This window comes from Amycolatopsis sp. ATCC 39116 (assembly GCF_000231075.2).
GTDB lineage: Bacteria > Actinomycetota > Actinomycetes > Mycobacteriales > Pseudonocardiaceae > Amycolatopsis_E > Amycolatopsis_E tucumanensis.
In genome coordinates, this window is record NZ_AFWY03000011.1 from 89,527 (window position 1) to 115,031 (window position 25,505).

34 protein-coding genes and 1 tRNA gene are annotated in these 25,505 nt (G+C 68.4%); 3 read left to right on the top strand and 32 right to left on the bottom strand.

Annotated features, from left to right (window positions below):
• Positions 1-63: 63 nt before the first annotated feature.
• A complete protein-coding gene (locus tag AMY39116_RS0315340) occupies positions 64-1,236 on the bottom strand; it encodes a branched-chain amino acid ABC transporter substrate-binding protein (RefSeq protein WP_020418518.1) in 1,173 nt (390 codons plus the stop codon).
• A 315-nt stretch (positions 1,237-1,551) separates the two neighbouring features.
• Positions 1,552-2,169, bottom strand: coding sequence for an ANTAR domain-containing response regulator (locus AMY39116_RS0315345; protein WP_017988040.1), 618 nt, complete (start codon positions 2,167-2,169; stop codon positions 1,552-1,554).
• 226 nt (positions 2,170-2,395) lie between these two features.
• Here AMY39116_RS0315345 and AMY39116_RS0315350 point away from each other — a divergent pair.
• Positions 2,396-2,469, top strand: a tRNA-Leu gene (locus AMY39116_RS0315350).
• Between the two features lie 113 nt (positions 2,470-2,582).
• On the opposite strand, the gene AMY39116_RS0315355 is transcribed toward AMY39116_RS0315350, so the two are convergent.
• The 26 genes from AMY39116_RS0315355 to AMY39116_RS0315480 all read right to left on the bottom strand — a co-directional run bounded on the left by AMY39116_RS0315355 (position 2,583) and on the right by AMY39116_RS0315480 (position 18,633).
• Complete coding sequence (locus AMY39116_RS0315355) at positions 2,583-3,992, bottom strand: tyrosine-type recombinase/integrase (protein WP_020418519.1); 1,410 nt, start codon at positions 3,990-3,992, stop codon at positions 2,583-2,585.
• Positions 3,992-4,189: an AlpA family transcriptional regulator gene (locus tag AMY39116_RS0315360; RefSeq protein WP_020418520.1), complete on the bottom strand. Its 198-nt coding sequence runs from the start codon at positions 4,187-4,189 to the stop codon at positions 3,992-3,994. Before AMY39116_RS0315360 ends, AMY39116_RS0315355 begins: the two co-directional genes overlap by 1 nt.
• Positions 4,190-4,602: 413 nt before the next feature.
• Positions 4,603-6,204, bottom strand: a complete 1,602-nt coding sequence (locus AMY39116_RS0315365; RefSeq protein ID WP_020418521.1) for a hypothetical protein — start codon at positions 6,202-6,204, stop codon at positions 4,603-4,605.
• Between the two features lie 2 nt (positions 6,205-6,206).
• Positions 6,207-6,638 (bottom strand): WhiB family transcriptional regulator, encoded by a 432-nt coding sequence (locus AMY39116_RS47965; RefSeq protein ID WP_304413075.1) that lies wholly within the window; start codon positions 6,636-6,638, stop codon positions 6,207-6,209.
• Between the two features lie 86 nt (positions 6,639-6,724).
• The gene (locus AMY39116_RS0315375; protein WP_020418523.1) at positions 6,725-8,272 is read right to left on the bottom strand and encodes a DNA cytosine methyltransferase; all 1,548 of its coding nucleotides are present in this window, start codon (positions 8,270-8,272) and stop codon (positions 6,725-6,727) included.
• A complete protein-coding gene (locus AMY39116_RS0315380) occupies positions 8,272-9,144 on the bottom strand; it encodes a bifunctional DNA primase/polymerase (RefSeq protein ID WP_020418524.1) in 873 nt (290 codons plus the stop codon). Before AMY39116_RS0315380 ends, AMY39116_RS0315375 begins: the two co-directional genes overlap by 1 nt.
• On the bottom strand, positions 9,141-9,797 hold the full coding sequence (locus tag AMY39116_RS0315385) for a DUF1524 domain-containing protein (RefSeq protein WP_020418525.1): 657 nt from the start codon (positions 9,795-9,797) through the stop codon (positions 9,141-9,143). Before AMY39116_RS0315385 ends, AMY39116_RS0315380 begins: the two co-directional genes overlap by 4 nt.
• Before the next feature lie 93 nt (positions 9,798-9,890).
• A complete protein-coding gene (locus AMY39116_RS0315390; protein WP_020418526.1) occupies positions 9,891-10,334 on the bottom strand; it encodes a M50 family metallopeptidase in 444 nt (147 codons plus the stop codon).
• Positions 10,335-10,358: 24 nt separating this feature from the next.
• Positions 10,359-10,805, bottom strand: coding sequence for a hypothetical protein (locus AMY39116_RS0315395; RefSeq protein ID WP_020418527.1), 447 nt, complete (start codon positions 10,803-10,805; stop codon positions 10,359-10,361).
• A gap of 317 nt (positions 10,806-11,122) precedes the next feature.
• The gene (locus AMY39116_RS0315400; protein ID WP_020418528.1) at positions 11,123-13,372 is read right to left on the bottom strand and encodes an ATP-binding protein; all 2,250 of its coding nucleotides are present in this window, start codon (positions 13,370-13,372) and stop codon (positions 11,123-11,125) included.
• Positions 13,369-14,514, bottom strand: a complete 1,146-nt coding sequence (locus AMY39116_RS0315405; protein ID WP_020418529.1) for a hypothetical protein — start codon at positions 14,512-14,514, stop codon at positions 13,369-13,371. The genes AMY39116_RS0315400 and AMY39116_RS0315405 overlap by 4 nt, the downstream gene beginning before the upstream one ends.
• Complete coding sequence (locus tag AMY39116_RS0315410) at positions 14,511-14,729, bottom strand: hypothetical protein (RefSeq protein WP_020418530.1); 219 nt, start codon at positions 14,727-14,729, stop codon at positions 14,511-14,513. Before AMY39116_RS0315410 ends, AMY39116_RS0315405 begins: the two co-directional genes overlap by 4 nt.
• Positions 14,726-15,034, bottom strand: coding sequence for a hypothetical protein (locus tag AMY39116_RS42890; RefSeq protein WP_039791537.1), 309 nt, complete (start codon positions 15,032-15,034; stop codon positions 14,726-14,728). Before AMY39116_RS42890 ends, AMY39116_RS0315410 begins: the two co-directional genes overlap by 4 nt.
• On the bottom strand, positions 15,021-15,269 hold the full coding sequence (locus tag AMY39116_RS0315420; RefSeq protein ID WP_235716135.1) for a hypothetical protein: 249 nt from the start codon (positions 15,267-15,269) through the stop codon (positions 15,021-15,023). Before AMY39116_RS0315420 ends, AMY39116_RS42890 begins: the two co-directional genes overlap by 14 nt.
• 5 nt (positions 15,270-15,274) lie before the next feature.
• Positions 15,275-15,508 carry a hypothetical protein gene (locus tag AMY39116_RS0315425; protein WP_157358559.1) on the bottom strand — a complete coding sequence of 78 codons (234 nt, stop codon included), beginning with the start codon at positions 15,506-15,508 and terminating at the stop codon, positions 15,275-15,277.
• On the bottom strand, positions 15,508-15,687 hold the full coding sequence (locus AMY39116_RS0315430) for a hypothetical protein (RefSeq protein WP_020418534.1): 180 nt from the start codon (positions 15,685-15,687) through the stop codon (positions 15,508-15,510). Before AMY39116_RS0315430 ends, AMY39116_RS0315425 begins: the two co-directional genes overlap by 1 nt.
• Positions 15,684-15,944: a hypothetical protein gene (locus AMY39116_RS0315435; RefSeq protein WP_020418535.1), complete on the bottom strand. Its 261-nt coding sequence runs from the start codon at positions 15,942-15,944 to the stop codon at positions 15,684-15,686. The genes AMY39116_RS0315430 and AMY39116_RS0315435 overlap by 4 nt, the downstream gene beginning before the upstream one ends.
• Positions 15,941-16,384, bottom strand: coding sequence for an SsgA family sporulation/cell division regulator (locus AMY39116_RS0315440; RefSeq protein WP_020418536.1), 444 nt, complete (start codon positions 16,382-16,384; stop codon positions 15,941-15,943). Before AMY39116_RS0315440 ends, AMY39116_RS0315435 begins: the two co-directional genes overlap by 4 nt.
• On the bottom strand, positions 16,381-16,605 hold the full coding sequence (locus tag AMY39116_RS0315445; RefSeq protein WP_020418537.1) for a hypothetical protein: 225 nt from the start codon (positions 16,603-16,605) through the stop codon (positions 16,381-16,383). The genes AMY39116_RS0315440 and AMY39116_RS0315445 overlap by 4 nt, the downstream gene beginning before the upstream one ends.
• 104 nt (positions 16,606-16,709) lie before the next feature.
• The gene (locus AMY39116_RS46115; RefSeq protein WP_020418538.1) at positions 16,710-16,877 is read right to left on the bottom strand and encodes a hypothetical protein; all 168 of its coding nucleotides are present in this window, start codon (positions 16,875-16,877) and stop codon (positions 16,710-16,712) included.
• On the bottom strand, positions 16,877-17,107 hold the full coding sequence (locus AMY39116_RS0315455; protein WP_020418539.1) for a hypothetical protein: 231 nt from the start codon (positions 17,105-17,107) through the stop codon (positions 16,877-16,879). The genes AMY39116_RS46115 and AMY39116_RS0315455 overlap by 1 nt, the downstream gene beginning before the upstream one ends.
• 12 nt (positions 17,108-17,119) lie before the next feature.
• Positions 17,120-17,332 (bottom strand): hypothetical protein, encoded by a 213-nt coding sequence (locus AMY39116_RS0315460; protein ID WP_020418540.1) that lies wholly within the window; start codon positions 17,330-17,332, stop codon positions 17,120-17,122.
• 35 nt (positions 17,333-17,367) lie between these two features.
• Positions 17,368-17,526 carry a hypothetical protein gene (locus AMY39116_RS46120; RefSeq protein ID WP_020418541.1) on the bottom strand — a complete coding sequence of 53 codons (159 nt, stop codon included), beginning with the start codon at positions 17,524-17,526 and terminating at the stop codon, positions 17,368-17,370.
• A 14-nt stretch (positions 17,527-17,540) separates the two neighbouring features.
• Positions 17,541-18,014, bottom strand: a complete 474-nt coding sequence (locus AMY39116_RS0315470; RefSeq protein WP_020418542.1) for a hypothetical protein — start codon at positions 18,012-18,014, stop codon at positions 17,541-17,543.
• 23 nt (positions 18,015-18,037) lie between these two features.
• Positions 18,038-18,334: a hypothetical protein gene (locus AMY39116_RS0315475; protein WP_020418543.1), complete on the bottom strand. Its 297-nt coding sequence runs from the start codon at positions 18,332-18,334 to the stop codon at positions 18,038-18,040.
• On the bottom strand, positions 18,334-18,633 hold the full coding sequence (locus AMY39116_RS0315480; RefSeq protein WP_020418544.1) for a hypothetical protein: 300 nt from the start codon (positions 18,631-18,633) through the stop codon (positions 18,334-18,336). Before AMY39116_RS0315480 ends, AMY39116_RS0315475 begins: the two co-directional genes overlap by 1 nt.
• Before the next feature lie 407 nt (positions 18,634-19,040).
• On the opposite strand from AMY39116_RS0315480, the gene AMY39116_RS0315485 reads away from it, so the two are divergent.
• Positions 19,041-19,388, top strand: coding sequence for a GntR family transcriptional regulator (locus AMY39116_RS0315485; protein ID WP_020418545.1), 348 nt, complete (start codon positions 19,041-19,043; stop codon positions 19,386-19,388).
• Between the two features lie 103 nt (positions 19,389-19,491).
• A complete protein-coding gene (locus tag AMY39116_RS47460) occupies positions 19,492-20,907 on the top strand; it encodes a hypothetical protein (protein WP_020418546.1) in 1,416 nt (471 codons plus the stop codon).
• On the opposite strand, the gene AMY39116_RS0315495 is transcribed toward AMY39116_RS47460, so the two are convergent.
• From AMY39116_RS0315495 to AMY39116_RS0315500, 4 genes are all read right to left on the bottom strand, one after another.
• Positions 20,867-21,763, bottom strand: a complete 897-nt coding sequence (locus AMY39116_RS0315495) for a phosphotransferase family protein (RefSeq protein WP_020418547.1) — start codon at positions 21,761-21,763, stop codon at positions 20,867-20,869. The two genes, AMY39116_RS47460 and AMY39116_RS0315495, sit on opposite strands and share 41 nt — an antisense overlap.
• Before the next feature lie 142 nt (positions 21,764-21,905).
• Complete coding sequence (locus AMY39116_RS46125) at positions 21,906-23,570, bottom strand: hypothetical protein (protein WP_235716136.1); 1,665 nt, start codon at positions 23,568-23,570, stop codon at positions 21,906-21,908.
• On the bottom strand, positions 23,567-24,094 hold the full coding sequence (locus AMY39116_RS46130) for a HEPN domain-containing protein (RefSeq protein WP_157358561.1): 528 nt from the start codon (positions 24,092-24,094) through the stop codon (positions 23,567-23,569). Before AMY39116_RS46130 ends, AMY39116_RS46125 begins: the two co-directional genes overlap by 4 nt.
• Positions 24,095-24,519: 425 nt before the next feature.
• The gene (locus AMY39116_RS0315500) at positions 24,520-25,383 is read right to left on the bottom strand and encodes a LysR family transcriptional regulator (RefSeq protein ID WP_020418548.1); all 864 of its coding nucleotides are present in this window, start codon (positions 25,381-25,383) and stop codon (positions 24,520-24,522) included.
• Positions 25,384-25,505: the final 122 nt, after the last annotated feature.

A 25,505-nucleotide genomic window follows, 5' to 3' on the forward strand; every position in this document is an offset into this window, starting at 1 on the left:
CCCGGGTATGGATCGGGCATGCACGCGACGGTCGGCCGCGTGCATGCCCGATAGGTCAGGTCGTTAGCTGATCTGGCCGTTGTTGACGATCTTTCCGTTCTCGACGCGGTAGCTCCACACCGGGGTGTCCGAGAGCTCGCCCTTGTCGTTCCACTTGAACTTCTTCGTCAGGCCCTGACCGTCGTAGTTCTTGACGAAGTTCAGCATCGCGGCGCGGTCCTTGATGCCGCTGTCGATGCCCTTGAGCAGGATGGTCGTGACGTCGTAACCCTCGGGCGAGTAGGTGCCCGGGTCGGCGCCCTCGACCGCCTTGAACGCGGCGGTGAAGTCGCGGAAGTTGTCCTCCGGGACGCACGGGCAGGTGAAGTAGGCGTTGGTCGCGCCGCCGCCGGCACCCTTGAGGAACTCGTTGTCCTTCACGCCGTCCGGGCCGACGAACTTGGCGGTGACGGCCTTGTCGTTCAGCTGCTGCGCGAACGGGCCCGCCTCGGGGTAGTAACCCGCGTAGAAGACGGCGTCCGGGTTCTCGGTGGCGATCTTGTTGACCACCGCGGAGAAGTCGGTCTGACCGGTCTTCACCTTGTCGGTGCAGGAGGCCTTCGAGCCGAGCGCCTGCTTGACGGCGTTGGCCAGGCCGATGCCGTACTCGGAGTCGTCCTCCACGACGCAGACCTTGTTGGCCTTGAGCGTCTCGGTGAGGAACTTGGCCGCGGCCGGGCCCTGCACGGAGTCGTTGCCCATGCCGCGGAAGAAGGTCTTCCAGCCGTTGTCGGCCAGCGCCGGGTTGGTCGCCGAGGGGCTGATCGTGACCAGGCCGGCCTGGTTGAACAGGTTGCCCGCGGCCTTCGACTCACCCGAGAACGGCAGGCCGACGACGCCGAGGATGTCGGACTCGTTGATGACCTGCGTGACGATGCCCGGGGCCTTGTCCGGCTTGCCCTCGGTGTCGAACTGCTTCAGCGTGACCTGGCAGTTCGGGTTGGCCTCGTTGTGCTGCTTCACCGCGAGGTCGGCGCCGCGCAGGATGTTCTGGCCCAGCGCCGCGCTGTTGCCGTTGATGGTGCCCGCGTACGCGATCGAGACTCCCGAGCACACCGCCTTGCCGTCGCCGCGCGGGTTGGCCGCGTCGGCCGCCTGCGAAGGCGCCGCCGCCGAGCCGGTGGTGTCGCCCGACGTGCTCCCCTCATCACGCGCCGCGCACGCACCCAGCGCCAGCGTTGCTGCCGCCGCCAGCACGAGAACTCGCGTGAGTCGTGCTCCTGACACTCGTTCCTCCAACTATCCAGCCGGCCGCGGACTGCGGCCGTCCCGGGATGGGACCTATCGGGCGCTGAACGTAGCCGCCCGGTGAGGTCAAGCACAGCGGTACGCGCTGTCTTGTTTCCACATCGTGACGGGGGTCACTATAGTTCATGCATGATTTACACCCGGTTGCCGCATTGCAACAACCGGGTGATAACAACCAGTGACCTTTTGCTCAAATGAGCAGCGCCGTCACGCCCTCGTTGGAGTGATGTCGGAGCGTTTGACCTCCCACGCGATCGCGCGGGGTTACTTCTGACCGATGCTCTCGACGACCGCCTGGGCGACGGCCTTCATGGTCGTGCGCCGGTCCATGGCGGTGCGCTGGATCCACCGGAACGCGTCCGGCTCGGTCAGCCCCTGGTGGGTCATCAGCAGGCCCTTGGCCCTGTCGATGACCTTGCGGGTCTCCAGCCGGTCGGACAGGCTGGCGACCTCGGCCTCCAGCGCCTGCATCTCCGAGAACCGGCTGACGGCCAGCTCGATCGCGGGAACGAGGTCCCGCTTGTTGAACGGCTTGACCAGGTACGCCATCGTGCCCGCGTCGCGGGCGCGCTCGACCAGCTCGCGCTGGCTGAACGCGGTCAGGATGACCACGGGGGCGATGCGGTCGGTGGTGATCTGGGACGCCGCCTCGATGCCGTCCAGCTTGGGCATCTTGACGTCCAGGATCACCAGGTCGGGCTTGAGCTCGGCTGCCAGCTTGATGGCCTCTTCGCCGTCGCCCGCCTCGCCGACCACCTGGTATCCCTCTTCGCGCAACATCTCGACGAGGTCAAGCCGGATCAGTGCTTCGTCTTCGGCGACGAGCACCCGACGCTGCGGAGCGGTGGCCACACCGCTGGCCTCGGTAGCCTCTTCGGTCACCGGGGTCCTCCTGCGTGCTCGACGGAATGTGGAATGCGGCTAACCGCAGCACGAGCCTACCCGGAACGATCCAGTTGGTGGATGACGCGGACCACGTGGTGGGCATGGTGTTCACCACGTCGTGGCACGGCGTGTCGCGTTGATCGACTCCCCTGTGACCGGTCGTCACGCAGGGCTACCCCCACTGCCGGGGCGCCAGGTGGGGCGCGTAAAGTCTGGCTGCGCCGCCCCCGTAGCCCAACTGGCAGAGGCAACGGATTCAAAACCCGTCCAGTGTGAGTTCGAATCTCACCGGGGGCACTCCCCCAGAACTGCGCGAATCGGCCCCTCACCTGCGGAAACCAGGTGAGGGGCCGATCTCGTCTTCTCCGGCTGACTCCGGGTCGCCCCGGCCGAACCCGGCCCCTTCCCCCCTATTCGCCCCCACGTTCCGGCGGGTCCGACTCGACACCGAGCGCCTGCTCGATCCGCGCGTGCGCCGCCGACTCCAGCCCGGCAATGACCTTCGCGTAGATCTGGTGCAGCACCGCGACCGAGTGGCCGGCCCACTCCGCGCACTGGGTCGACGGGACACCGGCGGCGAGCCAGGTGGACACACACGCGTGCCTCAGGTCATAGGGCCGCTTGCCGAGGGGTGAGGCGTACTCCGCCTCGCTGAAAGCAGACTTGCGGGCCTTGTCCCACACCCGGCCAATCGTGGATTCAGCGAGGTCTCCCCCGGTGAGATTCCGGAACAGCCGGCCGTCGCCCGCGGTCCCGAACCTCGCCAGGTGGTCGTGCAGGAGGGCCGTGAGCGGCGGTGGGCATGGAACTGTCCGGACCTCCCCCTGCCCTCGCTGCTTGAGCTGCCTCCTGTCGCGCCGTTCTCCGCTGTCGGTCCACGCTGCACCCGTGACCGGCGCCGTCTCCGACAGCAGCAACTCGCCCCACCCCTTCTCGGGCAATTGCAGGTCCTGCTTCCGCAGCATCGCGACTTCCTCGGGCCTCAGCGCGGAGTAGTACATGCAGGCGAAGTAGGCGACGAGTGCCGGCCCGGCGGATCGGCGAGGCTGGCCGTCCACCTTCTGCGCAGCGACCGCCGCGAACAACTTCTTCGCCTGGTCATGGTTGATGACCACTCGCTTATCGATCGCCCGGGCAGTTTTCGGCATGGTCCACTTCACCTTCGAGAGACGGTTCGCGGTGAGTGCCTTCAGTTCGACGGCGTAGTCGAGCGCGTTGTAAAGAACGGCCCGCTTTCGATTAACGGTCTTGGCTGCCGCCTGCTTTCCGTCCAGCTTGAGTGAGATCTGCTCCAGCACCTCCCGCAGAACGGCCTCGTCATTGAGCCGCGAAACAGGCACCGTGTTGGCCTTGACCCACTTCAGCGCCCGCTCGATCTCCGCTGGTTTCGGCGTATCACGACGCTTCGTGTTGAACGCCCACCCGGTGAGGGCACGGCGCAGAACCTCAGGCTCCGGAGCGCCGCGTTCTGTGCGCAAGAGGGCGGGCGTGGCGGAAGCCAACGCGTCAGCGTTGCCGGCCCGGGACTTCCCCGCCGCCCGAGGCCATTTCGCGTCGATGTACTTGCAGGCGAAGTCGAACCAGGACATCTCGACTTCCGCGCGGAGCATCGAAATCGGCAAGCCCTGGACCCGGTCGAACGCTTCACCGCGGCGCGATGCTTGAACCAGGTCCGAGCGGAAGCTGTCGGCGAGCGCCCAGGTGTCGAAGGTGCGACGGAACCGCCCCTCCGCCACGACCCACACCACTCGGTACGTGGTCTTCCGTCGCCCGTGCCGGGTCTCGATCTTCCAGATCGTGACGTCGTACGTGGTGTCCATCAAGCGGCGACCCCGGCAAGCTCTCGGGCCTCCAGCCAGGCATCCAGATCGGTGCGACGAATCCGGATCTGCCCGTTCGGCAGCTTGATGCAGCGCGGCGCTAGCCCTTTCGCGCGCCAGTCGTGGAACGTGGACTGCGCGACGTCCAACTCCTCGCAGAACTGCTTGATCGTGAGGTAGCGGGTTGCGGTAGCCATCGTGGTTCGGCGCTCCTTGCGGCTGTCTCCGACGTGGGCAGGCGTTCGCGGCATAGGCATTCCTCCTGTCCAGGCTGACTACGGACGGTGAACCCAAGCGCGAGGCTTGGAAGGCGGGTACGGGGGTGGTCGGCGGAATATCTGGGCGGAGTGCCGGAAGTGCGTTTCAAACCCCGCAAACCCCGCAAAGTGGCCCTGGAGCTGGGGATTTGCTCGCGGGGTTTGTTGGCATCGGCGGGTTGGGCGAACTCCGCGAACCCCGCAGAGTTGCGGGGTTCGCGGGGTTTGGACGTGAGCCGCCGGGAGTGAAACCCCGCAACCTGTAGCCGACGTTTCCCCTGTTCATGGAGGGTTGTTCGGGTCGGCCGCGGGGTTTGCGGGGTTTCCGGGTTTGTTTCCCGGGGTTGGGCTAGTCAGCCGGTGCGCTCGACCCAGTAGAGGCGCATCTTGGTGTGCGGGTCGGGCACGCTGCGTAGCACGACGTCGCCGCGCCAGCGGTCGAGCTGCCCGGTGAGACGCCTGCCGAGCGCTTTGGTGGACAGGGGCTTCCCGGCCGCGGTGGTGGGGAAGGTGCCGGCCCACGGGTCGGGGCCGACGACGGTCTCGGCGCTCCCCCGTACCTGCTGGGCGGTGAGGGGCTGCTCACCGTGCAGGTCGTGCCAGGCCAGCAGGAACGCTCGCCATTCGGCGGCGTCGTCATCGAGTTCGCGGGCGTGCTCGGCGTTGCCCAGAAAGTTCTCGATGCCGTGGTGGGCGAGGAACCCACCGAGGTGCTGGGCCCAGCGGGTGAACTGCCGCATCTGCGGCACCCCGGCCGCGGTCGGGGCACCGGCCGCGGTCCAGTCGAGGATGAGCACGAGCAGATGCCACAGCACGGTGGCCTGATTCGCGGGGTCGAGAATCCAGGAGTCGAGGTTGGGGATGGTGAACCCGGTCCGCGCCTCGGGGCGCGGGCAGTTGGGGTCCAGGCGGACCCACACGGTGCGGGAGGCCATGTCCCCGCCGGTGCGCAGGTTGTTGCCGGTGGCCAGCCAGAGCCGGTCGTTGGGGTAGGTGGCGGCGGCGTTGGTGCCCAGCCGCCGGTCGGTCCAGGTGCGTTCGGTGACCAGCCGCGCGAGCACGGCGGAGTCGATCACGTGTCCCTCCACGAGGTTGTCGAACACCACCGCGCCGCACTGGTCGGCGAGCACGGTGGTGATGGCTTTGCGGAGTTCGTCCTCGGAGTCGGTCCAGGTCAGCACCCGCTGCCCGACCAGCAGCCCGACGCACCCGGCGAGGATGGTCTTGCCCGAGCCGGGCATCGAGGCGTCGATGACGCCGAACGGGGAGAGGGTGCGGGTGAACGGCCGGATGATCGGCGTGACGAGCAGCGCGAGGTAGTTCGCCCGGTCGGCCGGCTCCCGCCAGGGGAAGTCGCGCAGGAACCGCTCCAGCAGGAACTCCCGCGCCGCCTCGACCTGCTCGCCGGTGGGCTGGTCGGGCACCGGAGGCAGGTGGGTGTTGGCGGCGAGGTAGAACCCGGTGGCCGGGTCGTAGCCCGGGGCTTGCAGCAGCGTGCCGTCCGGCCGCAGCACCGGGGTGGAGATGATCCGGCGCAGCACCGGCAGCCCAGGCCACGACCGGCGGGCGAGCACCGCGGCCAGCACCGGCCCGGGCGGGGACACCTCGACATCGGTGGTGTTGCCCTTCTCATCCACCCGGGGCCGCACCACGTCGGCGTGCTGCGCGAGCAGCGACGCCAGCAGCGGCGGTTTGAGCGGGGTGGCCGACAGGGGCAGCGCCACGTCCTCGTCCCCGGCGGTGGGGTCGGCCGCCCCGGACACCGACTCCAGGGCGACCGGGTTGCCGTCGCTGACGTAGGTGTCGGGGATGAGGCGGGAGTCGAGGGCTTCGGTGAGCACGCGGATGGTCTCGGGTGCGGCCCCGACCCGCACCCGGGGCCGCCCGCCCGCACCGACCGTCCACAACCGCCGCCGCTGGCCGCTGTCGGGGGCGTTGTCCGGGGTGCTGCTCATGATCAGGACTCCTTGACGTCTCCGGGTTGGTGGTCCAGGCGCCCGCGGGCGCGGCTGCGGACGACGGTGCGCGGGGTGATGCCCAGCCGCTCGGCGATCTCGGCCGCGGTCAGGCCGAGGCGGGTCAGCCGGGCGACCTCGCGGTCGCGGTGGCCGGACTTGCTGCGCGGCCGCCGGCCGCGCAGCAGGGCGCGGCGTTCGCGTTCGGTGAGCCCGCCCCACACCCCGAATCGCTCCTTGCGCGCCAGGGCATAGGCCAGGCACGCGGCCCGCGCTGGGCAGAGGGCGCAGCGTTGCTTGGCCGCGGCCACCGTCTCGGTGGCCTGCCCGCCCGGGTCGGGAAAGAACACCTCCGGCTCCGCGTCGTCGCGGCAGGCGGCCCGGTCGCGCCAGGCCAGCTCGTCCCGGTCCACGTCCAGGTCGGCCCAGGACACCACCGGTGTCCGTGGCCGCCGCGGGACCGCGGTCGCGGTGAGTGTCCGGAATGGGCGGTCAGGGTCGAGCGTGCGGGGTGTGGGCATCAGGCAGCCTCCAAGGTGTCGTGGACGGTGGTGTCGAGGGAGGCGACGACGGAGCGGACGAGCCATTCGGCGGCGGGCGGGGTGACGCCGTTGCCGAGCTGGCGGACCTGCTCGCGCTTGGTGCCGGTGATCACGTAGTCCGGGGTGAAGGCCATGGCGGCCTGGATCTCGGCGACGGTGAGCATCCGGAACGTGCAGTCCTCCACCTCCGGGGTCTCGCGCGGCCAGCCCACGAGGGACTGGTGCCCAGCGGTGGTGAGGGTGCGGGCGGGTTCGGTCACCGGGGTGGACAGATAGCCGGAGTCACCGCGTGCGGTGTTGTGGCGCACGAGCATGTGGTGGTTGCCCGAGGCGCACACCGTGGCCAGTGGTTCGCGGACGTGGCGGGCGTCGCTGCCGCCGCCGCGCAGCTCGGCGATGAACGCCACCCCGTACCGGTCCCGCGTGGTCAGCGCCCCCACCGGCCGGTTGACGGGGTGGGCGTGGTCCGCGGTGCCGTAGTAGGGCACCACGAGCGCGTCCTGGTGCCGCGTGGTCTGCGTCCGGAACGCCTCGCGCGTAGACCGCGCCTCCTTGCCCTCGCGGCCCTCCAGTGGCACGAGCAGTCCTTCGGCCTCGCGGGTGGTGCGGGTCCGGAACGGGTCGCTGGTCGGATAGCTGGTGTCGTTCCACGATCCGCCCGCGGTCACCAGCTGCGGCACGGCGTAGCGGGCCAGGCCGGCGCGGATGCGCGCCATGGTCTTCTCGGACAGTGGCTTGTCGCGGTCGCCGATGCGCTGCCCCGGCACGCTCCAGTCGATCGCCGCAGCCGCGGGCAGCACGTACGGTTCCACGATCTGGTTGCGGCAGGTGGCCGAGGGGCAGCGGTAGACGTACTGCTGCCGGTACCGGCCGACCCGGGCGGTGCCCTTCCATGCCTGGATCGCCCGGACCTCCCGGTCGCAGGTGGGGCACCAGGCGGTGGGGCGGATGTCGAGGTTGGGGGCGGGGTTGCCCTTGCGCCAGAACACCACGTACATCCGGTCCCGCGACTGCGGCGCCCGCGGCGCCGCGATCGCCGGGGCGTGCATCGAGTTCAGCGACACGATGTGGTGGTCGTAGCCAAAGGAGTCCATGGCCATCAGCCACGCCCGAAACGGTTCCCACTTGGCTGCATCGACCACGTTCTCCACGATCACGGCTTCGTAGCGGTGCACCTCGGCGAAGCGGGGCACGTCCCACATCGTCGCCCGCGACCGCTCCGCCGCCGGATCCGGCGCAACGTCGTCGAACAGGCTCGGCTGCGCGCTCGCGCGCTTTCGACCCTTGGCGATGGAGTGGTTGGTGCACTCCGGCGACGCCCACAGGATGTTGGTGCGCCGATAGCGGCGCGGCTCAACCTGGGAGATATCGGCGCAGTCGTGCTCGCAGTCGGGGAAGTTCAACGCGTGGGTTTCGATCGCCCGGGGATCGTGGTTGGCCGCCAGGATCAGCTTCACACCCGGGACGACCGTGGCGCCCAGGGCGGATCCACCGGCTCCGCTGAACAGGTCTTTGATGGTGTACATCAGGCAGCCTCCTTGCGGCGGACGGGATTGCGGGATCCGGCGGTGAGCCCGGCATCGACGACGCGGGCGACTTCGGCGTCGGTGGGTGGCCAGTGCTCGGGGCCGATGAGGGTCTGGCCGGCGGCGATCAGCTCGGCGCGGGCGGTGGCGTGGTCGATCAGCCCGGCGCCGACCTTGCGGCCGATGGTGTAGGCCGCCGACGCCAGCGTTTCGTTGTGGCGGCCCGCCTCGGCGGCGCGGACGCGGTCGCACTCGCCGCGCAGCGCGGCGGCCCCGTAGGCGGAGGGGTTGCTTGCGCGCAGCGCCACCGGCCGGGACGTGGCGGTCGGGGTGGCCTTCTCGGTGCAGACCTGCACGAGCCAGGCGGGCAGTTCGACCGGGTCGCGTTCGTCCAGTAGTTCGTAGCCGCCCTGCTCGGTGACCGAACCGGGGCCCACCACGTATCCGCCTCCGGCGCGGGTGTCCACCCGCGGGCAGAGCTGGCCCTGCGAGTTGCGCAGCCGCACCCCGGGCGGGGCCTGGAAGTACAGGTGCCGCCCGCCCGAGGGCGTGGCGACCGTGAAGGTGTCCGGCACCGGTGCGCCCCGCTGCTCGGCCAGCGCCGCCAGCGCGGCGGCACCGTCCGGGCCGGTCTCCTCGCCGGTGGGCACGTCCAGGTCGACTACGACCAGCCGGGCGGGGCCGGTGGCTACGGCGATGTTCCAGGCGTCGGCGGCCCAGGCGCGGCGGATCCGGTCCGGGTCGGTGGTGGCACGCTGCTCCCAGCTCTTGATGGCGGGCTGCCGCTTGGTCCCGGGCCGCAGCGGGAATACCGGCCAGCCCATCCCGGCCAGGAACAGCGCCCACTCGGCCAGTGGGCTCTCGATGGTCATCGGGCACCTCCGTTCGGGCAGTGGGCGAGTACGGCGGCCAGCGCGTCGTGCTCGGCCTGATCGGCTGAGAGGCGGTAGCGGGTCTTGATCTCGACCCAGCGGACCGCGTAGCCGCACCGATCTCGCTCGGGAAGCCAGTGCGCCGGGTCCTGGTCCCCTTTGAACCGGTTGGCGCGGGCGGTCGCGACGATCAGGACGTCGGGGTCGTTGGCGTAGCGCTCCCGTTCCGCGCGGGACCACGTGCGGGGGCCGACGCGGCGGCCGTTCTCGATGCGGCCGGAGCGGGCGACTTCGGCCAGCGGCACGAGGTGGTCGATGTCCAGCTTGGACGGGTCGGTGACGGTCACCCCGTCGTAGGGGCTGACCCAGGTGCCGGTGATCGGGCGGCACTCGGCGTCGGCGCGCACGCCCTGCCCTTGGTCGAGCAGGGCCTGTTCGCGGGCGTTGCAGGTGCCGTGCACGGTGGACCAGTGCGGCCAGTCGTCGCGGTCGTAGTGCGCGCCGGTGTCCTCCGGCGCGATCGGCAGCCCGGCCAGGCTGGCGCCCGCGGCGGGCGGTGCGGCGACGGTCGCGGTGCTGTCGGGGATCTCGCAGGCGGTTGTGGCGAGCAGCGCGACGGCGAGCAGCGCTGCGGGCAGGGTGCGGGTGGGCATCGAACCTCTTCCTGAGCGAGCGGTGTTGGGGGCTGCCGGGCCGCGCGGAGGCGGGTGTCACGCGTGGCCCGGCAGCAGCGCAGGGGACGGCGGCTACAGCGCGGAGCCGGGCAGCCTGCCGCGGGCGGCGAGCCGGAGCGCAGCGCGGTGGATGCGGGACCACTTGCGGTCGACCAGCCGCTCAGTGGCGCGACGGGCGCGGTGTTCGCTGATGCCGGTGCCGCGCGCGGCGGCGCGGAACTCGCGCAGATCGCCGGGGCTGGCAGCGCGGCAGACGCGGCGGGCGCGGGAGAGGCTGTAGCCGTGCTCGGTGAGGAAGCGGGCGTTGGCTTCCTGCCCGGCCAGCAGCATCACCAGCCAGCCCATCAGGTTGCCTTCGCGTGGGCCGTCTTCGGCGATCTCGGTGTAGCCGGTGCGCCCGTCGCGGGAGAGGACGACTTCGCGCACGGTGCCGCCGGCGAGCAGGTGCGCCACGGCGTGCCCGGCTTCGTGGTGGGCGGTGGTCAGCCGCCGGAATTCGTGCTTGTCCGCAGACATCGAGGTGTCCTTCCAGGCGGGGGGTCACAGCGCGGAGCCGGAGAGGTGGCCGCGGCGGTAGAGGCGGTGTCCAGCGCGGTCGATGCGGCTCCAGTGCCGACGCACCAGCGAGCGGGTGCGGGAGCGGATCCGGCCTTCGGACAGGCCGGTGTGTTTGCGGAGCTGGCGGACCTCGCGCAGGTCGTGTTCGGAGGAGTCGGCGGCGGCGCGCAGGGCGGAGCCGAACCAGTAGCCGGCGTAGCGGGTCAGCCAGTACGCCTCGGCTTCCTGCCCGGCGAGCAGGATCGCCAGGGTGATCTCGGGGTGGGTGGCGGTGACGTCGCGGTGGCGGGTGTAGCCGCGGGTGGCGCCGAGGTGGCAGTGGGCGACCTCGATGCCCTGTACGACGGCGATCACCCCGTGCCCGGCCTCGTGGGCGGCGAGTGCGCCGAGCGCGAGCGCTTCGTCGGTGTCGTAGCGGGGACGTCCCATCGGTGGGTCCTTTCCGAAGTTCGGTAGGCCGGTGGCGCACCAGCGCGAGCCCGACGCCGGAGCCCGCCGAATGTGACTGTGTGTGTTCGCGTGAGGGCGTGCGAGGGCGCGGCGGGTGCTTCGCGGAGCGGTGCGGTGCGAGTTACGGAGCGGGTTACGGCCCGGCACGCGAGTTACGGATGTAACTCAGCCGGGGATCGGGGCCGTAACCCGGCTTGATCAGCGCAAAGTTACGCAGTTACGGCCTGGTCAGGGCCGGGAAGCCGGCCGCCGGACCCCCGAAAACCGGGGGCTCGGCGACCTGCCGGGGCCGTAACTCAGGCGGTCGGGTCGCCCTGTTCGAGCTGGGCGACCCGCCCGGCGTGCAGTTGACGGACAGTGACCGGATCGACCGGGTAGAGGTTGCCGGTCGAGGGCGGCTTGATGCCCAGTTCGGCCAGCGCGGCGACCAGCTTGAGCTTGGTCAGCTCCCGGTAGGGCTTGTACCCGGGGGCCAGGCCGCGCAGGGCCCCGACCAGGTCCCCGGCGTTGACCGGGTCGTCGCCGACCATGACCGTGGTCAGGTCCTCGACCAGGTCGCGGACCTCGGGAGCGGGGGCCGCCGGGGTGGTGGCCCCGCCGCGCAGCTCCGCCCCGCGGGCGGCGATGCCGGCCAGATCCTCAGGGGTGAGGTAGAACGAGCGCACCACCCCGGGGGTGTCCATGAAACCGCTGGTCATCAGGGTCCCGCAGTCGTTGAGCCTGTCCTTGGTCTTGGCCTTCAACCCGAGCGCGGAGATGCCGTTTTCGTGGGCCTTCTCCCCGAGCACGATGTTGTTGCGGGCCTTGTCGTCGATGGCGCCGCAGGCCTTGTTGCTGGTCACCGCCATCAGGTCGCGCGGCAGCGACTGGTCCGAGGGGTTCGGGGTGGCGAAGACCAGCACGATCCCGTACTTGCGGGCCGCCGAGTAGAACCGCACCAGCAGGTTGACCAGTTGCTTGCGCTCCTGCGGGTCGTCCTGCCGGAAGAACGCCTGGCACTCCTCGATCACCACGATCCGGGGCCGCAGGCCGGGCTCCTTCGCCGCGACCTCCCGGTTGACCTCGGTGATGCCGTGCTTGACCAGCAGCTGCCCGCGCACCGCGAGATCGGCCTGCAAGCCCTTGATGTGCTCCAGGCAGGCCTGCACGTTGGCCTCGCTGTCGCCCTTGAGGAAGGTCGACAGGACCGGGGCCAGCGGGTCGAAGTCGAAGTTGTCGGCGAAGACGAACACGTCGATGTCGACCAGCGGGTCCAGCGCGGCCCCGGCCAGCAGCGCCTTGATCATGGTGGATTTGCCCGACCCCATGCGCCCGGCGAACACGAAGTTGCGCTCCCACACGGTGGTCTCCACGACCGTGCCGCGCGGGCTCATGCCGACCGGGAACCCGGAGAAGAAGTCCGTCGTGCCCTCGGTGAGCAGCGGATACGGGTCGACCGGCTCGCGCAGCACCCCCGGCTCCAGCCGGTAGAGGTCCATCACGGTCGGGTCGTCCTCGTCCGGGTCGATGAACAGCTCCTGCGGGCGGCAGCCCAGGTTGTGGGCCAGCAGATCCTTGGCCCTGGCCACATCCTTGACCCCGGCGCCCATCGGCAGGCGCAGCTTGGCGGTGTAGGCCTTGCCGCCCTCGGCCATCATCGGCGGGCGCACCCAGGCGTGGTCGGTGTCCCGGTTGGGCCAGCCCTCCTTGATCGCGGCCGACAGGCGCGCGACGCCGATGTTCGCCAGCGCCGCGACCAGCGCGTTCTCCGTCAGCTCGACGTAGGCCACGCGCTTGCCCGTCTGGCGCAGGTGCGCGGGCAGCACCTGCTCGCCGAGCTTCTGCCCGTCCTTCCAGCGGCGGCTGCCCCACACGCCCAGCCCGGCCAGCAGGAACGCCCACCAGTGCGCCACGCTCCAGCCCACGATGGTGCCGGTGGTGGTGACGATCGCGCCGAGGGTGTGCAGGACGTCGCTGGCGTTCCACGGGCCCAGCCAGTGGCCGAACCCATTGATCACCCCGGCCACGAGCGCCACGCCCAGGGCGATGACCAGCGCCAATGCCGCCTTCTTGCCCGCCGACCAGTGCAGCTCGACCCACTTGGTGAGGGTGTCGACGCGGGTGTGTCGGGCCTGCTGGATCTGCTCGTTGAGCCGCGCCGCCAGCTCCAGATCGCCCTGGTCCAGGGCCCGGGCGCGGGCGGCGCGGGCGTCGGCCTGGCCGTGTTCGGCCTTCTTGCGCTGCCGTTCGGCCTCCACCCCCTTGGCGAAGTAGGTGGCGTGCCGGCGCGCGAACTTCCCGATCGGGCTGTCCGCGCACTCCCGGCCCTTCTGCACCGTCCAGCGCACCATCGTGCGGGTGCCGCGGCCGACCGTGACGATGTCGTTGCGGTAGCCGCGGTAGCGCTCGATCGCCAACTGCCGCTGCCGGGCGCGGTACTCGGCGTCGGTCACGATCTCGCCCTCGATCACCTCCGTATCCGCCTCGACCGGGCTTCCCTCGGCGCGGCGGGTGGGCAGGTAGTGCACCCGCGCCAGATCGGCCTCCGGCTCCTGGTTGGTGGTCATCGGCTCTCGCCTCCCTTCAGGTAGTCATCCCGCAGCTCCCGCGCGGACTTGGGCGAGCAGCGCAGCGCCTTGCGGATCTGCTCTGCCTTGGTCGGGTCGATCGAGCCCGGACGGGCCTTGAGCACCCGGTCCAGCTCGGCGCGCAACTGCTCGATCGAGCGCCCCGGACGACCCCCGATCTTCGGCCGACGATTGCTCGATTTTTGCTGGTCACCGGGACGGTCGAGGGTCGCGATCGAGCCGCCCTCGATCGAGTCCCCCGCCGTGCCGTCCGGGTCGATCTCCCGCGCCGACCCGGTGGCGGTGGCCGCGTTCTGCTGGGCCAGCAGATCGGCCAGCTCGCGGTCCCAATCGGTCGACTCCGCCGGGGGCAGACCGGGCACGATCGCCGACTCCAGACGTGCCCGCCCGGCCAGCACGTACCGGCCCGGGGCGTACACCAGGCGGGCCGAGCCGGTCTCGTCGATCTCGGCGACCGCCTGCCGGACCGCGGCCTTGCGGATGCGGGCGATCTTGCGGGCGGCGGCGCGCTCGATCCGGGCCTCCCGCCGCTCCTGCCGGGATCGCGGCGGCGCGGCCAGCGTGAGCTGGTGGGCCACCACCCCGGCGATCGAGGCGGTGCCCATGACCACGCCGTGGTCCCAGGCGACGGTCAGGCCGTGAGTGAAGTTGATGCCGAACGCGACCGCGCCGAACACCAGCACCCCGGTCACCAGCCCCCACACCGACTTCGCCGGGTGCCGACGCCGCTCGATCACCACCGCGATCGCGAACGCCCACATCCCCAGCTCGGTGATCCCGGGCAGCAGCGCCCCCAGGGCGGAGCCGTACACGGATGTGCCGTAGGCAGCCATCGACGGGGCCGCCAGCGCGAAGGACAGCAGCGCGATCGGGTAGATCAGCAACTCCACGACCCGCTCGCCCAGCCAGGACCGCAGACCGCGCCAAGCCGCGGCGCGGCGCTCCCGCCGCGCCGCAGCGGCCTGCCGCTTGGCGTCCAGCCGGGCCTGCTCATCCTCCCGCTTGATCCGCGCGCTCGCCTGCCGCTCCGCGATCCGCACCTGCGCCGCCGCAGCGGCGTCCTCACGCCGGATCATGGCCTCGGCGCGCTTGTTCTCCCGCCGCTCCTCGGCCCAGCTCATCCCCACACACCCCTCTCCAGCTCCGTCGTCAAGCCGCCGGCCGACACCAGCGGCACCACCGCCCGCACCCGGGCCAGCCGCGACCGGTTCGTGTCGCGTGCCCAGGTGCGGGCCTCGATCAGGTCCGGCCAGTTCCCCGCGGCCACGGTCTCCCCGGTCGGAATGGTGACCACGACCGTCCACGCCGTGGCCACCTCCGCGATGCGCACTGTCACGTCGGGCCCTTCCTGTCCTTCGTGGACGGACCGCGGCGGCTGGTACGGGCACGCACCTCATGGGCGGCCCAGCCGAGCGCGGTCAGCACCGACACGGCGTAGAAGCCCTCCCACCACACCGCGCCCAGTCCGATCGGGACGAACACGCCGGCCAGCTCGCCCAGGTGCCAGCCCGCCCACGTCACCGCGCGGGTGGTGCGGGTCGCGGTAGAGCTGGACACCACCGCCCCGGAGCGGCGCGTCACCGGCGACCCAGGGACCTGTCCGCCGTGACCGGTGCGCGAAGTGTGCTCAGGCGTGGACATTGACGGCCTCCTCCCGAGGAACGTGGGTGGGATGGAAGAACTGGTTGACCGGCCCGGTGGGCGCCCGGCTGGCCTGCGCGACGATGAAGGCGTCCAGCCGCCGCATGCACACCTCGATCACCTTCGCGATCAGCACCGGCACGATCCGGATCAGATGCAGCAGCAGGAACAACCCCACCGCCCCGGCGAACTTCAACAGCGCCTTCGTGCCGAACGTGCGCAGCACCTCGAACATCGACATCACCGACCACCCCGCTCGATCTGTTCGGCGTGCTCGGTGAACGCCGTCGCGGCGTTGCGCACCAGTCGGAAGAGCGCCAGCGCCTGCCCGTAGGCGGCGTCGGCCACAACGTCCTCGGCCTCGCCACTGCCGAGGCGTCTCTCGGCGCCCTGGCGGATGACATCGGCCCACTCCGACACCGCCTGCTCCGCTTCGGCGAGCTTGCGCACAGCGAGCCTGCGAAAATCGGCCATCACTGACCGCCTCCCCAGCCCGAGAACACCACGGACACCGCGTGCACGAGCTGGTCGAGCCCGTCGCGGACCTGGTAGGGGTTGCGCACGATCCACACCACGATGACCGCGGCGACGGCGAGCCAGAACGCCTTGCGCAGCTTGTTGGACTTGGGCAGTGCGAACTTGGTCTTGCTCATGTCGACACCTCTGTCTCGGCGGTGGGCAGGGAGAACAGGTCGGTTTGGCCGGCGGGCTGCCACGCCCCGTCCCGCCACACCGCGTCGGCGGCGATGCCTTCCTCGGCGCGGATCACCGGCTCGGTCTTCGCCAGCCACGCCGACCGCGCCTCGGCGTCGGCTTCGCGCCACCGCTTGCCGGTGGTCGTCTCGTAGCGGCGGATGGCCAGGGTCTTGATCTGTGTCGGGCTGGTGCCGATGGCGAGCCGGGCGCTCATGCGGCCTCACCGCCCAGCACCGCGATCTCCCGGTCCCAGTCGATGCGGCCGGACTCCGTGCCCGGCGGCACCAGGGCCTCGGTCTTGGCCAGGATCTCGGCGAGGGTGTCGCGCTTGAACGCATACCGCCCGGCACCGGAGGGCGAGCGCAGTTCGATCCACACCCGCCACGGCACGTCCCGGGCCGGGGAGATCACCACGTCCCCATCGCCGACCGCGCTCCCGGTCATCGGATCCAGCGCAAGCCCGGCGGCCAGCAGGTCCCGCGCGAGCTGCCAGCACACCCACACATCCGATCCGACCTCGAAGTCCAGGCCGATCGCGTACGGGTCGTCGGCGCGGTAACGGACCACGACCTTCAGCGGCGCCAGCTCGATCACCTCACCCGAGGTGTCCAGCAGCTCGGCCCACACCGGCACCGTCAGGCTCTGCGGGTTCACCGGGAACCACCCCGCCCGGTCTGGGCGATGACCCACTCCACGAAGTTCCGCGACGCGGCCCGGTGATCCGGGCCGAGCTGGGACTGCATGTAGCGGGTGATCTGCGAGACCGACTGACCCTCGCGGTGGCGGCGGGCGATGATCTCCACCGGCGCGACCAGCAGCTCGTAGCGGTAGCCGGTGCGCTGTGCGGCCTGGTGGTAGATGGCCTGTGCGACCATGGGTGTCTCTCCGTTCTGGTCAGGAAGTGGCTGGGTGGGGAGTCCCGGCGCGGCGGCGTTCTTGGCGGGATGCGCCGCGCCGGGGTCCGTGATCAGGAGTCGGGTCATCGAGCGGCCTCCCCGGAGGTCGGCGGCGGTGTCTGGGCGCTGCCGCAGTGACCGGCGATGTGCGTGCCGCGCATGCGTGGGCAGCGGCACTCGCACAGCTCCAGGTACTCCGCGTCGGTGATCGGCTGCGGCGGGCGCGCGGTCCGGACGGTGCGGGTGCGCATCAGCCCTCCTCGGGGTCGATGCGGACGCCGTTGATCCACACCTGGTCGTCGCGGCAAACCATGTTCGAGCCGCGTTCGGGGTGCGGGATCGGACGGCCGGACAACCGGCGGCCGGTGGCGGCGTCGGTGACGGTGCTGCCGTTGACCGAGACGCCGTTGCGGGAGTAGTAGACCCGGCCGTTGACGACCGCCGGGCCGCTGATGTGGCCGACCTGCAAGTGGAAATCCATGTGCTTCTCCCCTCAGCGGCGGACGGTGCGCAGGTCGCCGATGGGGCCTTGCAACCAGCCGGACTTGCCGGTGGCCTCCGAGCGGACGTAGAGCACGACCGTTTTCCCGGCGATGTCCACATCGGTCTTGGTGACGTGCCACCAGCCGCCGTCGGTGCCCTGCACGACGTGGCCGCGGGTGATTTCCTGGATCGGCAGTTCCCGGGTCTTGAACTTGCTTGCCATCGCTGTTCGGGTGTCCTTCCTGGACGGTGGTCGGGTCAGAGCTGGGAGGCGATGCGGCGGGAGCAGGCGGGCTTGCCGCAGCAGTTGGAGTGCTTGCCGACTCGCTTGCCGCACCCGGCGCAGACGCCGGTCCGGGTCAGCGCGTTGAGCTGCACGACGTCGTTGCTGCCCTTGCGGTTCTTCTTCAGTCGCATGACGTTTCTCCTGGTCAGTGGTGGTTGCGGGTGGCGAGGTAGGTGGTCAGCAGCGAGGCGGCCACGCCGATGAGGCGGTGGGCGGCCTGGTCCATCTCCATCAGCGCCGTGCCGGGGCCGCCCTCGTCGACCACGCCCTCTCGGCGCTGGACGGTGGCGTGGGCGAGGTAGCCGCCCTTGCCGACAAACCGCGAGCGCAGGAACCGCTTGAACGGCTCGCGCCGGTCGATCACGTAGTGCGTGACCGCGTTGACCGCCGTGCCCGCGGCCAGCGCGCGCAGCGGCAGCCGGTAGCCCAGCGCCGCAGTCACCGCGACCGAGGCGACCGTCTGACCTGCCGTGTAGGTGGCGACGTGCCGGGCGCAGTGCTTCGCGCCCTCCCGCCCCGGCAGACCCTTCTTGGAGGCGTCCTCGCTGGACTGCACGATCTGGTCGCAGTAGGGGTGCACGTCGGAGAACACCGCCTGCAACGCACCGAACAGCGCCAACGCCCGAACCGAACGATGCCGCATCAGGCCGCCTCCCCCGTGATCCCATCGAGCCGGACCGGCAGCGACCGCAGCGCTCGCTGCGCCGCCCGCCGCGTCGTGCGCCGGGCGCGGACCTGGTCGGTCAGCTCCCGCGACAGGCGGAAGGTCTCGACCTGCTCGGCCGCGGCCCAGCCGCGCTCGGCTTCCTCGATCAGGGCGTCAATCTCGGCGATCTCCGCCGCCATCTGGTCCTCCCTCGCCACTGAGGCGATGTCGTCGTCGAACAGCGGGAACAGCGCCTCGCTGGCCCTGCGGTCGGTGATCAGCACGGTCTTCATCAGGCAGCCCGCCCTTCGGTCGCGGTCCATTGCGCGTCGGCTCGCAGCTGCGCCCGCTGCCACCGCTGATAGGCCAGCCCGGCGCGCTCCACGGCCGCACCATGCGCGACCTGCGCCTCCCGCAGCGCGGCCCGGTAGTCCGCGCGCGCCGGCTGCTCCGCGACGAGCTGCCGCATCGACGCGACCCGCGCGGCCAGGCGGACCATCTCCCGACGCGCGGCCAGATACCCCTCAGCCGCCCGCTCCTCCGACAGTCGAAGCGCCACCAAAACGGGACGCTCAATCACAATCGAATCCATATCAACTCTCTTCGTCGAAACGGACATTGGAAAATGGGTAGTGGTGCGACTCAATCGAGTCGCACCACTCGACCCATGTAGCTCTGACCAGCCGCGTTGTCTGATTCAGAGGACGAAAATTCGCATTTTGCCCAGTTGCTTGCATCAGGGCGACGGACTAGGCGGGTCGCTTACGGCTTAGCTACCTGTCCGCCCCTAGCTTTTCTCCGAGCCAGGCCGGGTACATGAAGTTTTCAAACGACAAATGCAGTGGGTTTGCGCGACCACCGCCCCGGGTCGCGGTCCGAGCCCTTCGAACTTCGGGTTCCAGCGACTAAGGTTGACCATAGTCAGCTTTGGTCAGTCTGTCGCTACTCCGTTCGTGTGTAACCTTGGTCAGGACTGGTCAGACAGCTAGACTCGCCGCCATGGGGAACAAAACCGCAGGCCTGGCACCCTTCGAGCGCGTCGCCGCTGCGATTCGCGAGGCAATCTCACGCGAGCAGTTGAAGCCCGGCGATCGCCTGCCGAGCAACCGCGAGCTGGCGCAGCAGCACGACGTCTCGTTGCCGACCCTCCAGCGAGCCGTTGCCCTACTGCAGGACGAAGGTTGGCTGGTTTCCCGCGCCTCGGTAGGCGTGTACGTCGCCGACGAGCCGCCGACCGAGATGCCGATCATCTCCCTCGCTGACGTACGCCACGCGCTGACCGATCTCAGGCGTGCGGTGGCTGCACTGGAAGCGCGTCTCGACCGCCTCGAAGCGGCCGATCAGTGAGTCGGTGTTGTGTGCCATGCCTCTATGAAAGCGGCGATTGACCAGCGGAAACAGGGCACACTAGGGGGCACACTCGCACACTGGGGGAACAGTCGGAGGTGAGATGGGGGGCAACGAGCAGCTTGCTGCTCTGATGCGCGAGGCCGGCTTCTTGAAGGACGACGGATCTGTCGGACTGAAGGTCTTCGCACGTGCGGTGGGAGAACAGGCAGGACGGACCTACACGCACACGTACGTCCGGCGCTGGTTGGACGGCATGGTCCCCCGCGATGAGCAGACACGAAGGGCGATCACTGCGGCTCTCGCCAAACGGCTTGGTCGGCCCATAGAGCCGCATGAAGTGGGCTTCGGCGGGAGTCGGACGGTCTCCCCCGACCTCGGACTGGCATACCCGGACACGGCGTCGGACGGCGTGAGCGTACTGACCGGGCTCTGGCAAGGGGATCTCGATGGTCTGACCGCTCTCCTGACCGCACCGGCGAACGTTGCGGCCTGGAATGACGCATCGCTCTCGTGGCTGGTCTCCACCCGGCGCGACCTGACCAGCGGCACTGGGAAGCGTCGCGTCGGACCCGCCGACATTACCGGCATCCAGAGCACCATCGAGCTGTTCGATCGCCTCGACGGCCAGCATGGCGGTGGGCACGCGCGACGGGCACTCGTGGAGTTCCTGCGCACCGACCTCGCAGCGGTGCTGCAAGGCACGTACACCGACGAGATCGGCCGTGGCCTCTTCCGAGCTGCCGCCCAGGCAACTCTGCTCGGCGCATGGATGTCCTACGACGCCGGCCTGCACGGGCTCGCCCAGCGGTACTTCATCCAGGCACTTCGACTCGCCGAGTCGACCGAAGATCGCCTGCTCGGTGCGAGCATCTTGGATGCGATGAGCCACCAAGCCACGTTCCTCGGGAACTACCGCGAGGCGGCCAACCTGGCGCGAGCAGCACGGATGGGGACCGAAACCGCGGGGTCGGCGCTGGCGCTCGCGCACTTCTACGCGATGGAGGCACGGGCCCTCGCCCGTCTCGGCGATGCGGCCGGCTGCGACCACGCGATGTCCGCCGCCGTCCGGGAATTCGAGCGTAGTAAGCCTGAGGACGACCCGGCCGACTGGTTCTCGTACTTCAACGAATCCGAGCTGGCTGCCGAGCTGGGCCACTGCAACCGCGACCTCAGACGGGCCGTCAACGCGTCCACCTACGCCTCGCAGTCACTCGGACCGACGCCGAGCGGTTACGTGCGTAGCGACTTCTTCGCCACGATGGTCCTTGCCGACGCCTACCTCGACCAGGGCGAAGCCGAGCAGGCTTGCGAGGTGGCTCTCAACGCTCTCCAGCTCGGCGAGCAACTCAAGTCCGCTCGATGCGGGGCCTACGTCAACGAGTTCCGGCAACGCCTCGCCAAGGTCGGAAAGAGCCCGGTGGTCGCCGGCTTCCTGGAGCGGGCAGCGACCACCAGGCTGTGGACTCCGAACGACGCTAGAAAGGTGCCCAGTCGCGACGGTCTCCCCCGGTCCTGATCGCCGCCACGCGCTTACGCACCTCGTCGGCAGCCTTCGGGTCGGAAGCCGCCTTGCGCGCGAGCCACAACGTCATTGCGACCTCTCGATAGTCCGCAAGAACGGGATAACCGGGCCACCTCATGATGTCGAACCCGTAGACCTCGACGAAATCGCGATACTCCTGCTCGGTGTGCCAGCCGAAACGCTCGTAGAACAGCGCCGTCTGCACCAGGTCCCACTCCCGCGGCCCGACGCTGAAGCTGTCGAGATCGATGAGCAGCGGGTTTCCATCGCGATCGAGGATGACGTTGCCGACGTTTGCGTCGCCGTGGATCACACCAGCCGGGAGGACGAAGTCCAAGGCTTCATAGCGGGTGCGGAGGTCTGTCACCCGTTCATGAAGGAAGGCGGCGTCCGAGTAGTCGACCTGCGCCAGCACGGACAGCCGCTGATCCAGTTCGTGGAAGGGGCGCTTTTCAGGCAAGTCGAGTGAACGGGGCGCCTCAAGCTGGTGCAGCATGTGCAGCAACTCGGCAACCTGCACAAGCGGCGCATACTCCTCGCGCTCCGAAGCGGACTCCCAGAAGGTCGCCACCCAGCCTTCGCAGTCGATCGGCTGTTCGATGTTGAGCGCTCTAGTCGCGGGGTACCGCTCAGCCTCCAACCACCGGGCAACCGCCACCTGCCTGTGGGCGCTCTCCATCTCGTCGCGGCCTGGACTGAGCCGCACGATCACCGGCCTGGTCAGCCTGAAAACGGCATTTGAACCGAGGCGGATCAATTCAGCCCCATCTGGGTCTAACCCCGCGCGCTCGCACACCAACAGCAAGGACTGCCGTGCGCTCTCCTCGCTGAAAGCCGATGCCTTCGCCAACTAGCTACCCCTCGGCGTCATTGATCGAGAATCTGGCACTGCTCGGACCACCTCTGCCACCAACTAGTAAAGGTTAGCAACTCCCACAAGATTACCGGTCAATTGCGTATGTTGCCCACAAGATGCAAACCGTCTAGGCCAACTAATCAACCTCTGCGGGAAGAATGCCTAGATCCAACGTGGGAGCATTTCTCAGAATTGAGATCACCTGCAATGGACTGTCGCCAATCTTCCGCTTCTCCGAACTGCGAGTCTTATGCGAAACGATCCTGCCACCCACGAAGTCAAGCACCTGGATCTTTTGCTTTAGGCGCGCACCGGAAAATTGACTCAAATCAAGCATGAACGCTTCGTAGCGTTGACCCGCCGTATGGGAGTCCGACACACTTGCGTCGATCAGATGGATGAGCCTCACATCCAGAAGATCCGTCAAGGTATTGTAACGTCGCGGATCATCCTCCTTGCTTCGATGACTAACAAGGAAGTATGTGTAGCTAGTTTCGTCCAGACAGAATTTCCTTAGCCGACGCAGCGCTTCAAGAGTTCGGGTTGCGATGTCCACATTCGATGCCATATCTTCTTCAAGCTCTTGGATCTTTGCCTGAGTAGCATCGCCAGCGGCTTGATTAACGTCCTGAGCGCCCACCAGCTTGGCGTTTGGGCGGACCTGCGCCTTCTTTATGGCATTGCTCGCAAGCACGAGATAATCCCGAGGCACAGCACCAGATGCCAGCACCAGGCGGTCCAGAGCTTTTGCATGGAAGAGCCGCGCCAAGGAACTCACGCCCACTTTCCGGGAGTACTGATGAAGAATACTCTCAAGAAATTCCTTAGCACGCTTCGGCTCTTGAAGCGTCACGTCTAGATCAATAATATCCGCATCATGGATATTCTGCAGACCCAACGGAGGAGACGCTTGAAACCATCGCGTCAAGTGGCGGATAGATGCAATTTTAAGCCACGTACGAGTGTCCCGCACGCAGCCATGGAGCATATCCAGAAATAGCGGCTGATCCTGCCTGGCTAAGTAGTAGAAGTCGTCAACAAAGACATACACGTCGAGGGCGTTTTGTTCCTGAAACCTCGAAAGTAACTTCTGCACGCGCGGGATCAGCCGGACCACACGCTCATACTCACTTCCCGACTGCGCGATGAGGTCAGTAACCTCTTCATACAGCGATGACGCTTGCAAAGACACTACGGAATCAGCTCGGCGTTGCTGCTGGGCAGAGACCACCACCGCCAGAATCTCATCCAAAACATGCAGGAACGCGCGATGAGCCGATTCGTTCCTCAACGTTTGCATATTTGCCCAGCACGTCAATGCCCCCGCGTCTGACACGACTCGCTTAGTTTCGACCAATAGCGCGCTTTTGCCAGCGCCCCGTCGACCAAAGATGAGGTGGTGTCGCCCCGCTGTCACAGCGGAAAGATTCGCCCTAGCATCTCGCACATACGCCAGACTTGGCTGCGCTTCGGAAACGCGCGATCTCGCACTGATGAGCCGAGTCAATTCAGTAGCACGGTTATCTTGCACGCCATCAGAGAGTGGACGAAGTCTTGCTTCCACCTGCTCCTGACTTGCTCTCCGAACGACAATGAAGGCATTACCAACCGCCGCTGAGATCGCCTGATCGAGAGAATTTCCAATCTCAGCCGCGCTCGCAATCTGCGACTCGTCAACATAGACAATGTAGTTGGTCTCGTCAGGATAGGCTCGTACCTGAACATCAACGACGTCAACATCACGTTCGCCAAACTGGTCCCGGATGTAACGCGGCACGTCGGCAGGTTGCAAAGAAGTCATACTCCCGAGCACCCTTTCTGTCGTAAATACTGCCGGGCAGTTTTGGCAAGTACTGGCGCTTTAGCTGCCAGCGTCTTAGCCGCATCCTTCCATCTCAGATTGTCCAATGGATACGGATCATAGTCGGCATCGTTTCGATAAGCTCTGGCATCTTTTAGATCATTCAGCCATAGGCCGTGGCCGGGGAAGTCGTTGGGCAAATTTGACGGAAGTTTTGAGTGTTCCTGATGATCATCGCCCTTATGCGCGAAATACACGACCGCGCGAACTGAGTGATACATCGCGTAGTAATAGCGACTAATCGCGCTTCGGTACTCCGCAGGTCTAGCCCTCATAAGCTTACTCCCAGTAACAATGAACCTGTCCGCCAGAGACAGCCGGTCGGCGCATACTTGCTCGCGGAGTTCATCGAACGTCTGGGATGTCAAGCCTGTCAGATGGAGGCCTTCCTCGAACAAGCCTAAGGTCTTCTTCCCGGCCTTACTCACGCGCAGTAGCGCTTCTTCGCGTGGCGTGAGCTGCACGCTAGCCCCCGGACGTAGTTCGACTTGGCGACGACCTGTAGATCATAGGGCTACGAGCCTGCACCTCCCGTCACCACTGTCCGTAATGGCCCCCGTACGGCCAACAGCGGACTGCGCCGCCGACAGGCCCAGGTGCGGGACGTCCATCAAACCCGGCCCGCACCTTCTGCAGTCGTCCACCCCCGATGCGCCCCCTCCTCGCGCCACCCACACCTGAAACACCAGGTCAGCGACATTTGTAGGGATCCGTTCAAAACCCGTCCAGTGTGAGTTCGAATCTCACCGGGGGCACTTCGCTTGACATGGGGCGATCGGCCCCTCACCTGGGAGACGCCGTGCGGTGCCGATCGCGTCTTCTCCGGCTTACTCCGGGCCGACCCTGCCCCCTGTTCGCCCCCGGAAGCCGACCGGAGTGCTTGCCGAGACTAGGGCACCAGGCTTGCCGCGGCGGCGAGGAAAGCGTCGATCAGCGGCGACCGGCGCGTCGCGAGCCAAGCCAGGCACACCTGGTTCGGCCCGATGTCCTCGACCGGGATGCCGATGACGTCCGGGCGGGTGTAGAACGTCGCCGTCGACAACGGGATGACGCTGATCCCCGCTCCGGCGGCGACGAGTTCCAGCTTCTCTTCGACACTGTTGATGCGAGGCACTTCGGGGCGGTCCGGCTTGCGCAGTTCGAGGGCGATGTCCCGCCACTCCGGGACGGCGTCGGGGTCCTGCAACAGGTGCTCGTCGGCGAGTTCGGTGACCGACACGGACTCCTTGCCGGCCAGCCGGTGCCCGGCTGGCACCATCACGACGCGGGGTTCGGTGAACAGCGGCCGCACGGTCAGCCCGCGCTGGTCGATCGGCAGTCTGACGATGCTCACGTCCACGCGGCCGTCGTGGACGACCTCCACCTGATCGTGCCAGCTGGTGCGCAGCAGCCGGACGCTAACGTCCGGCCGCCGCCGGGCCAGTACCTGCACCGCCGGGGTGACCACGATGCCCGGCATGAACCCGACGGTGAGCACCGGTTTCGCCTCGGCCGCGGCCGAGACCCTCCGGTGCACGGCTTCGGCCGTCGCCAGCAGGCCCCGGGCATCGGCCAGAAGCTGTTCGCCCGCCGCGGTGAGGACCGTGCTCCGGCGGTCGCGGACGAACAGCGGCGTCTTCAGCTCGTCTTCGAGGGCGCGGATCTGGCGCGACAACGCCGGCTGGGCGATGTGCAGCCGCGCGGCGGCCCGCCCGAAGTGCAGCTCCTCGGCCACCGCGACGAAATATCGCAGCTTCCGCAAGTCGAAGTCCACGCTGAGGCACCTCCCGCTCCCGCCCATCATCGCAGGTCTGTGATGCCGTCACGGCATCACAGCGCGCGGAACAGGTCTTGGACGCACCCCGGGTGCCCGGGTCACCGTGGAGGAGGAACGGA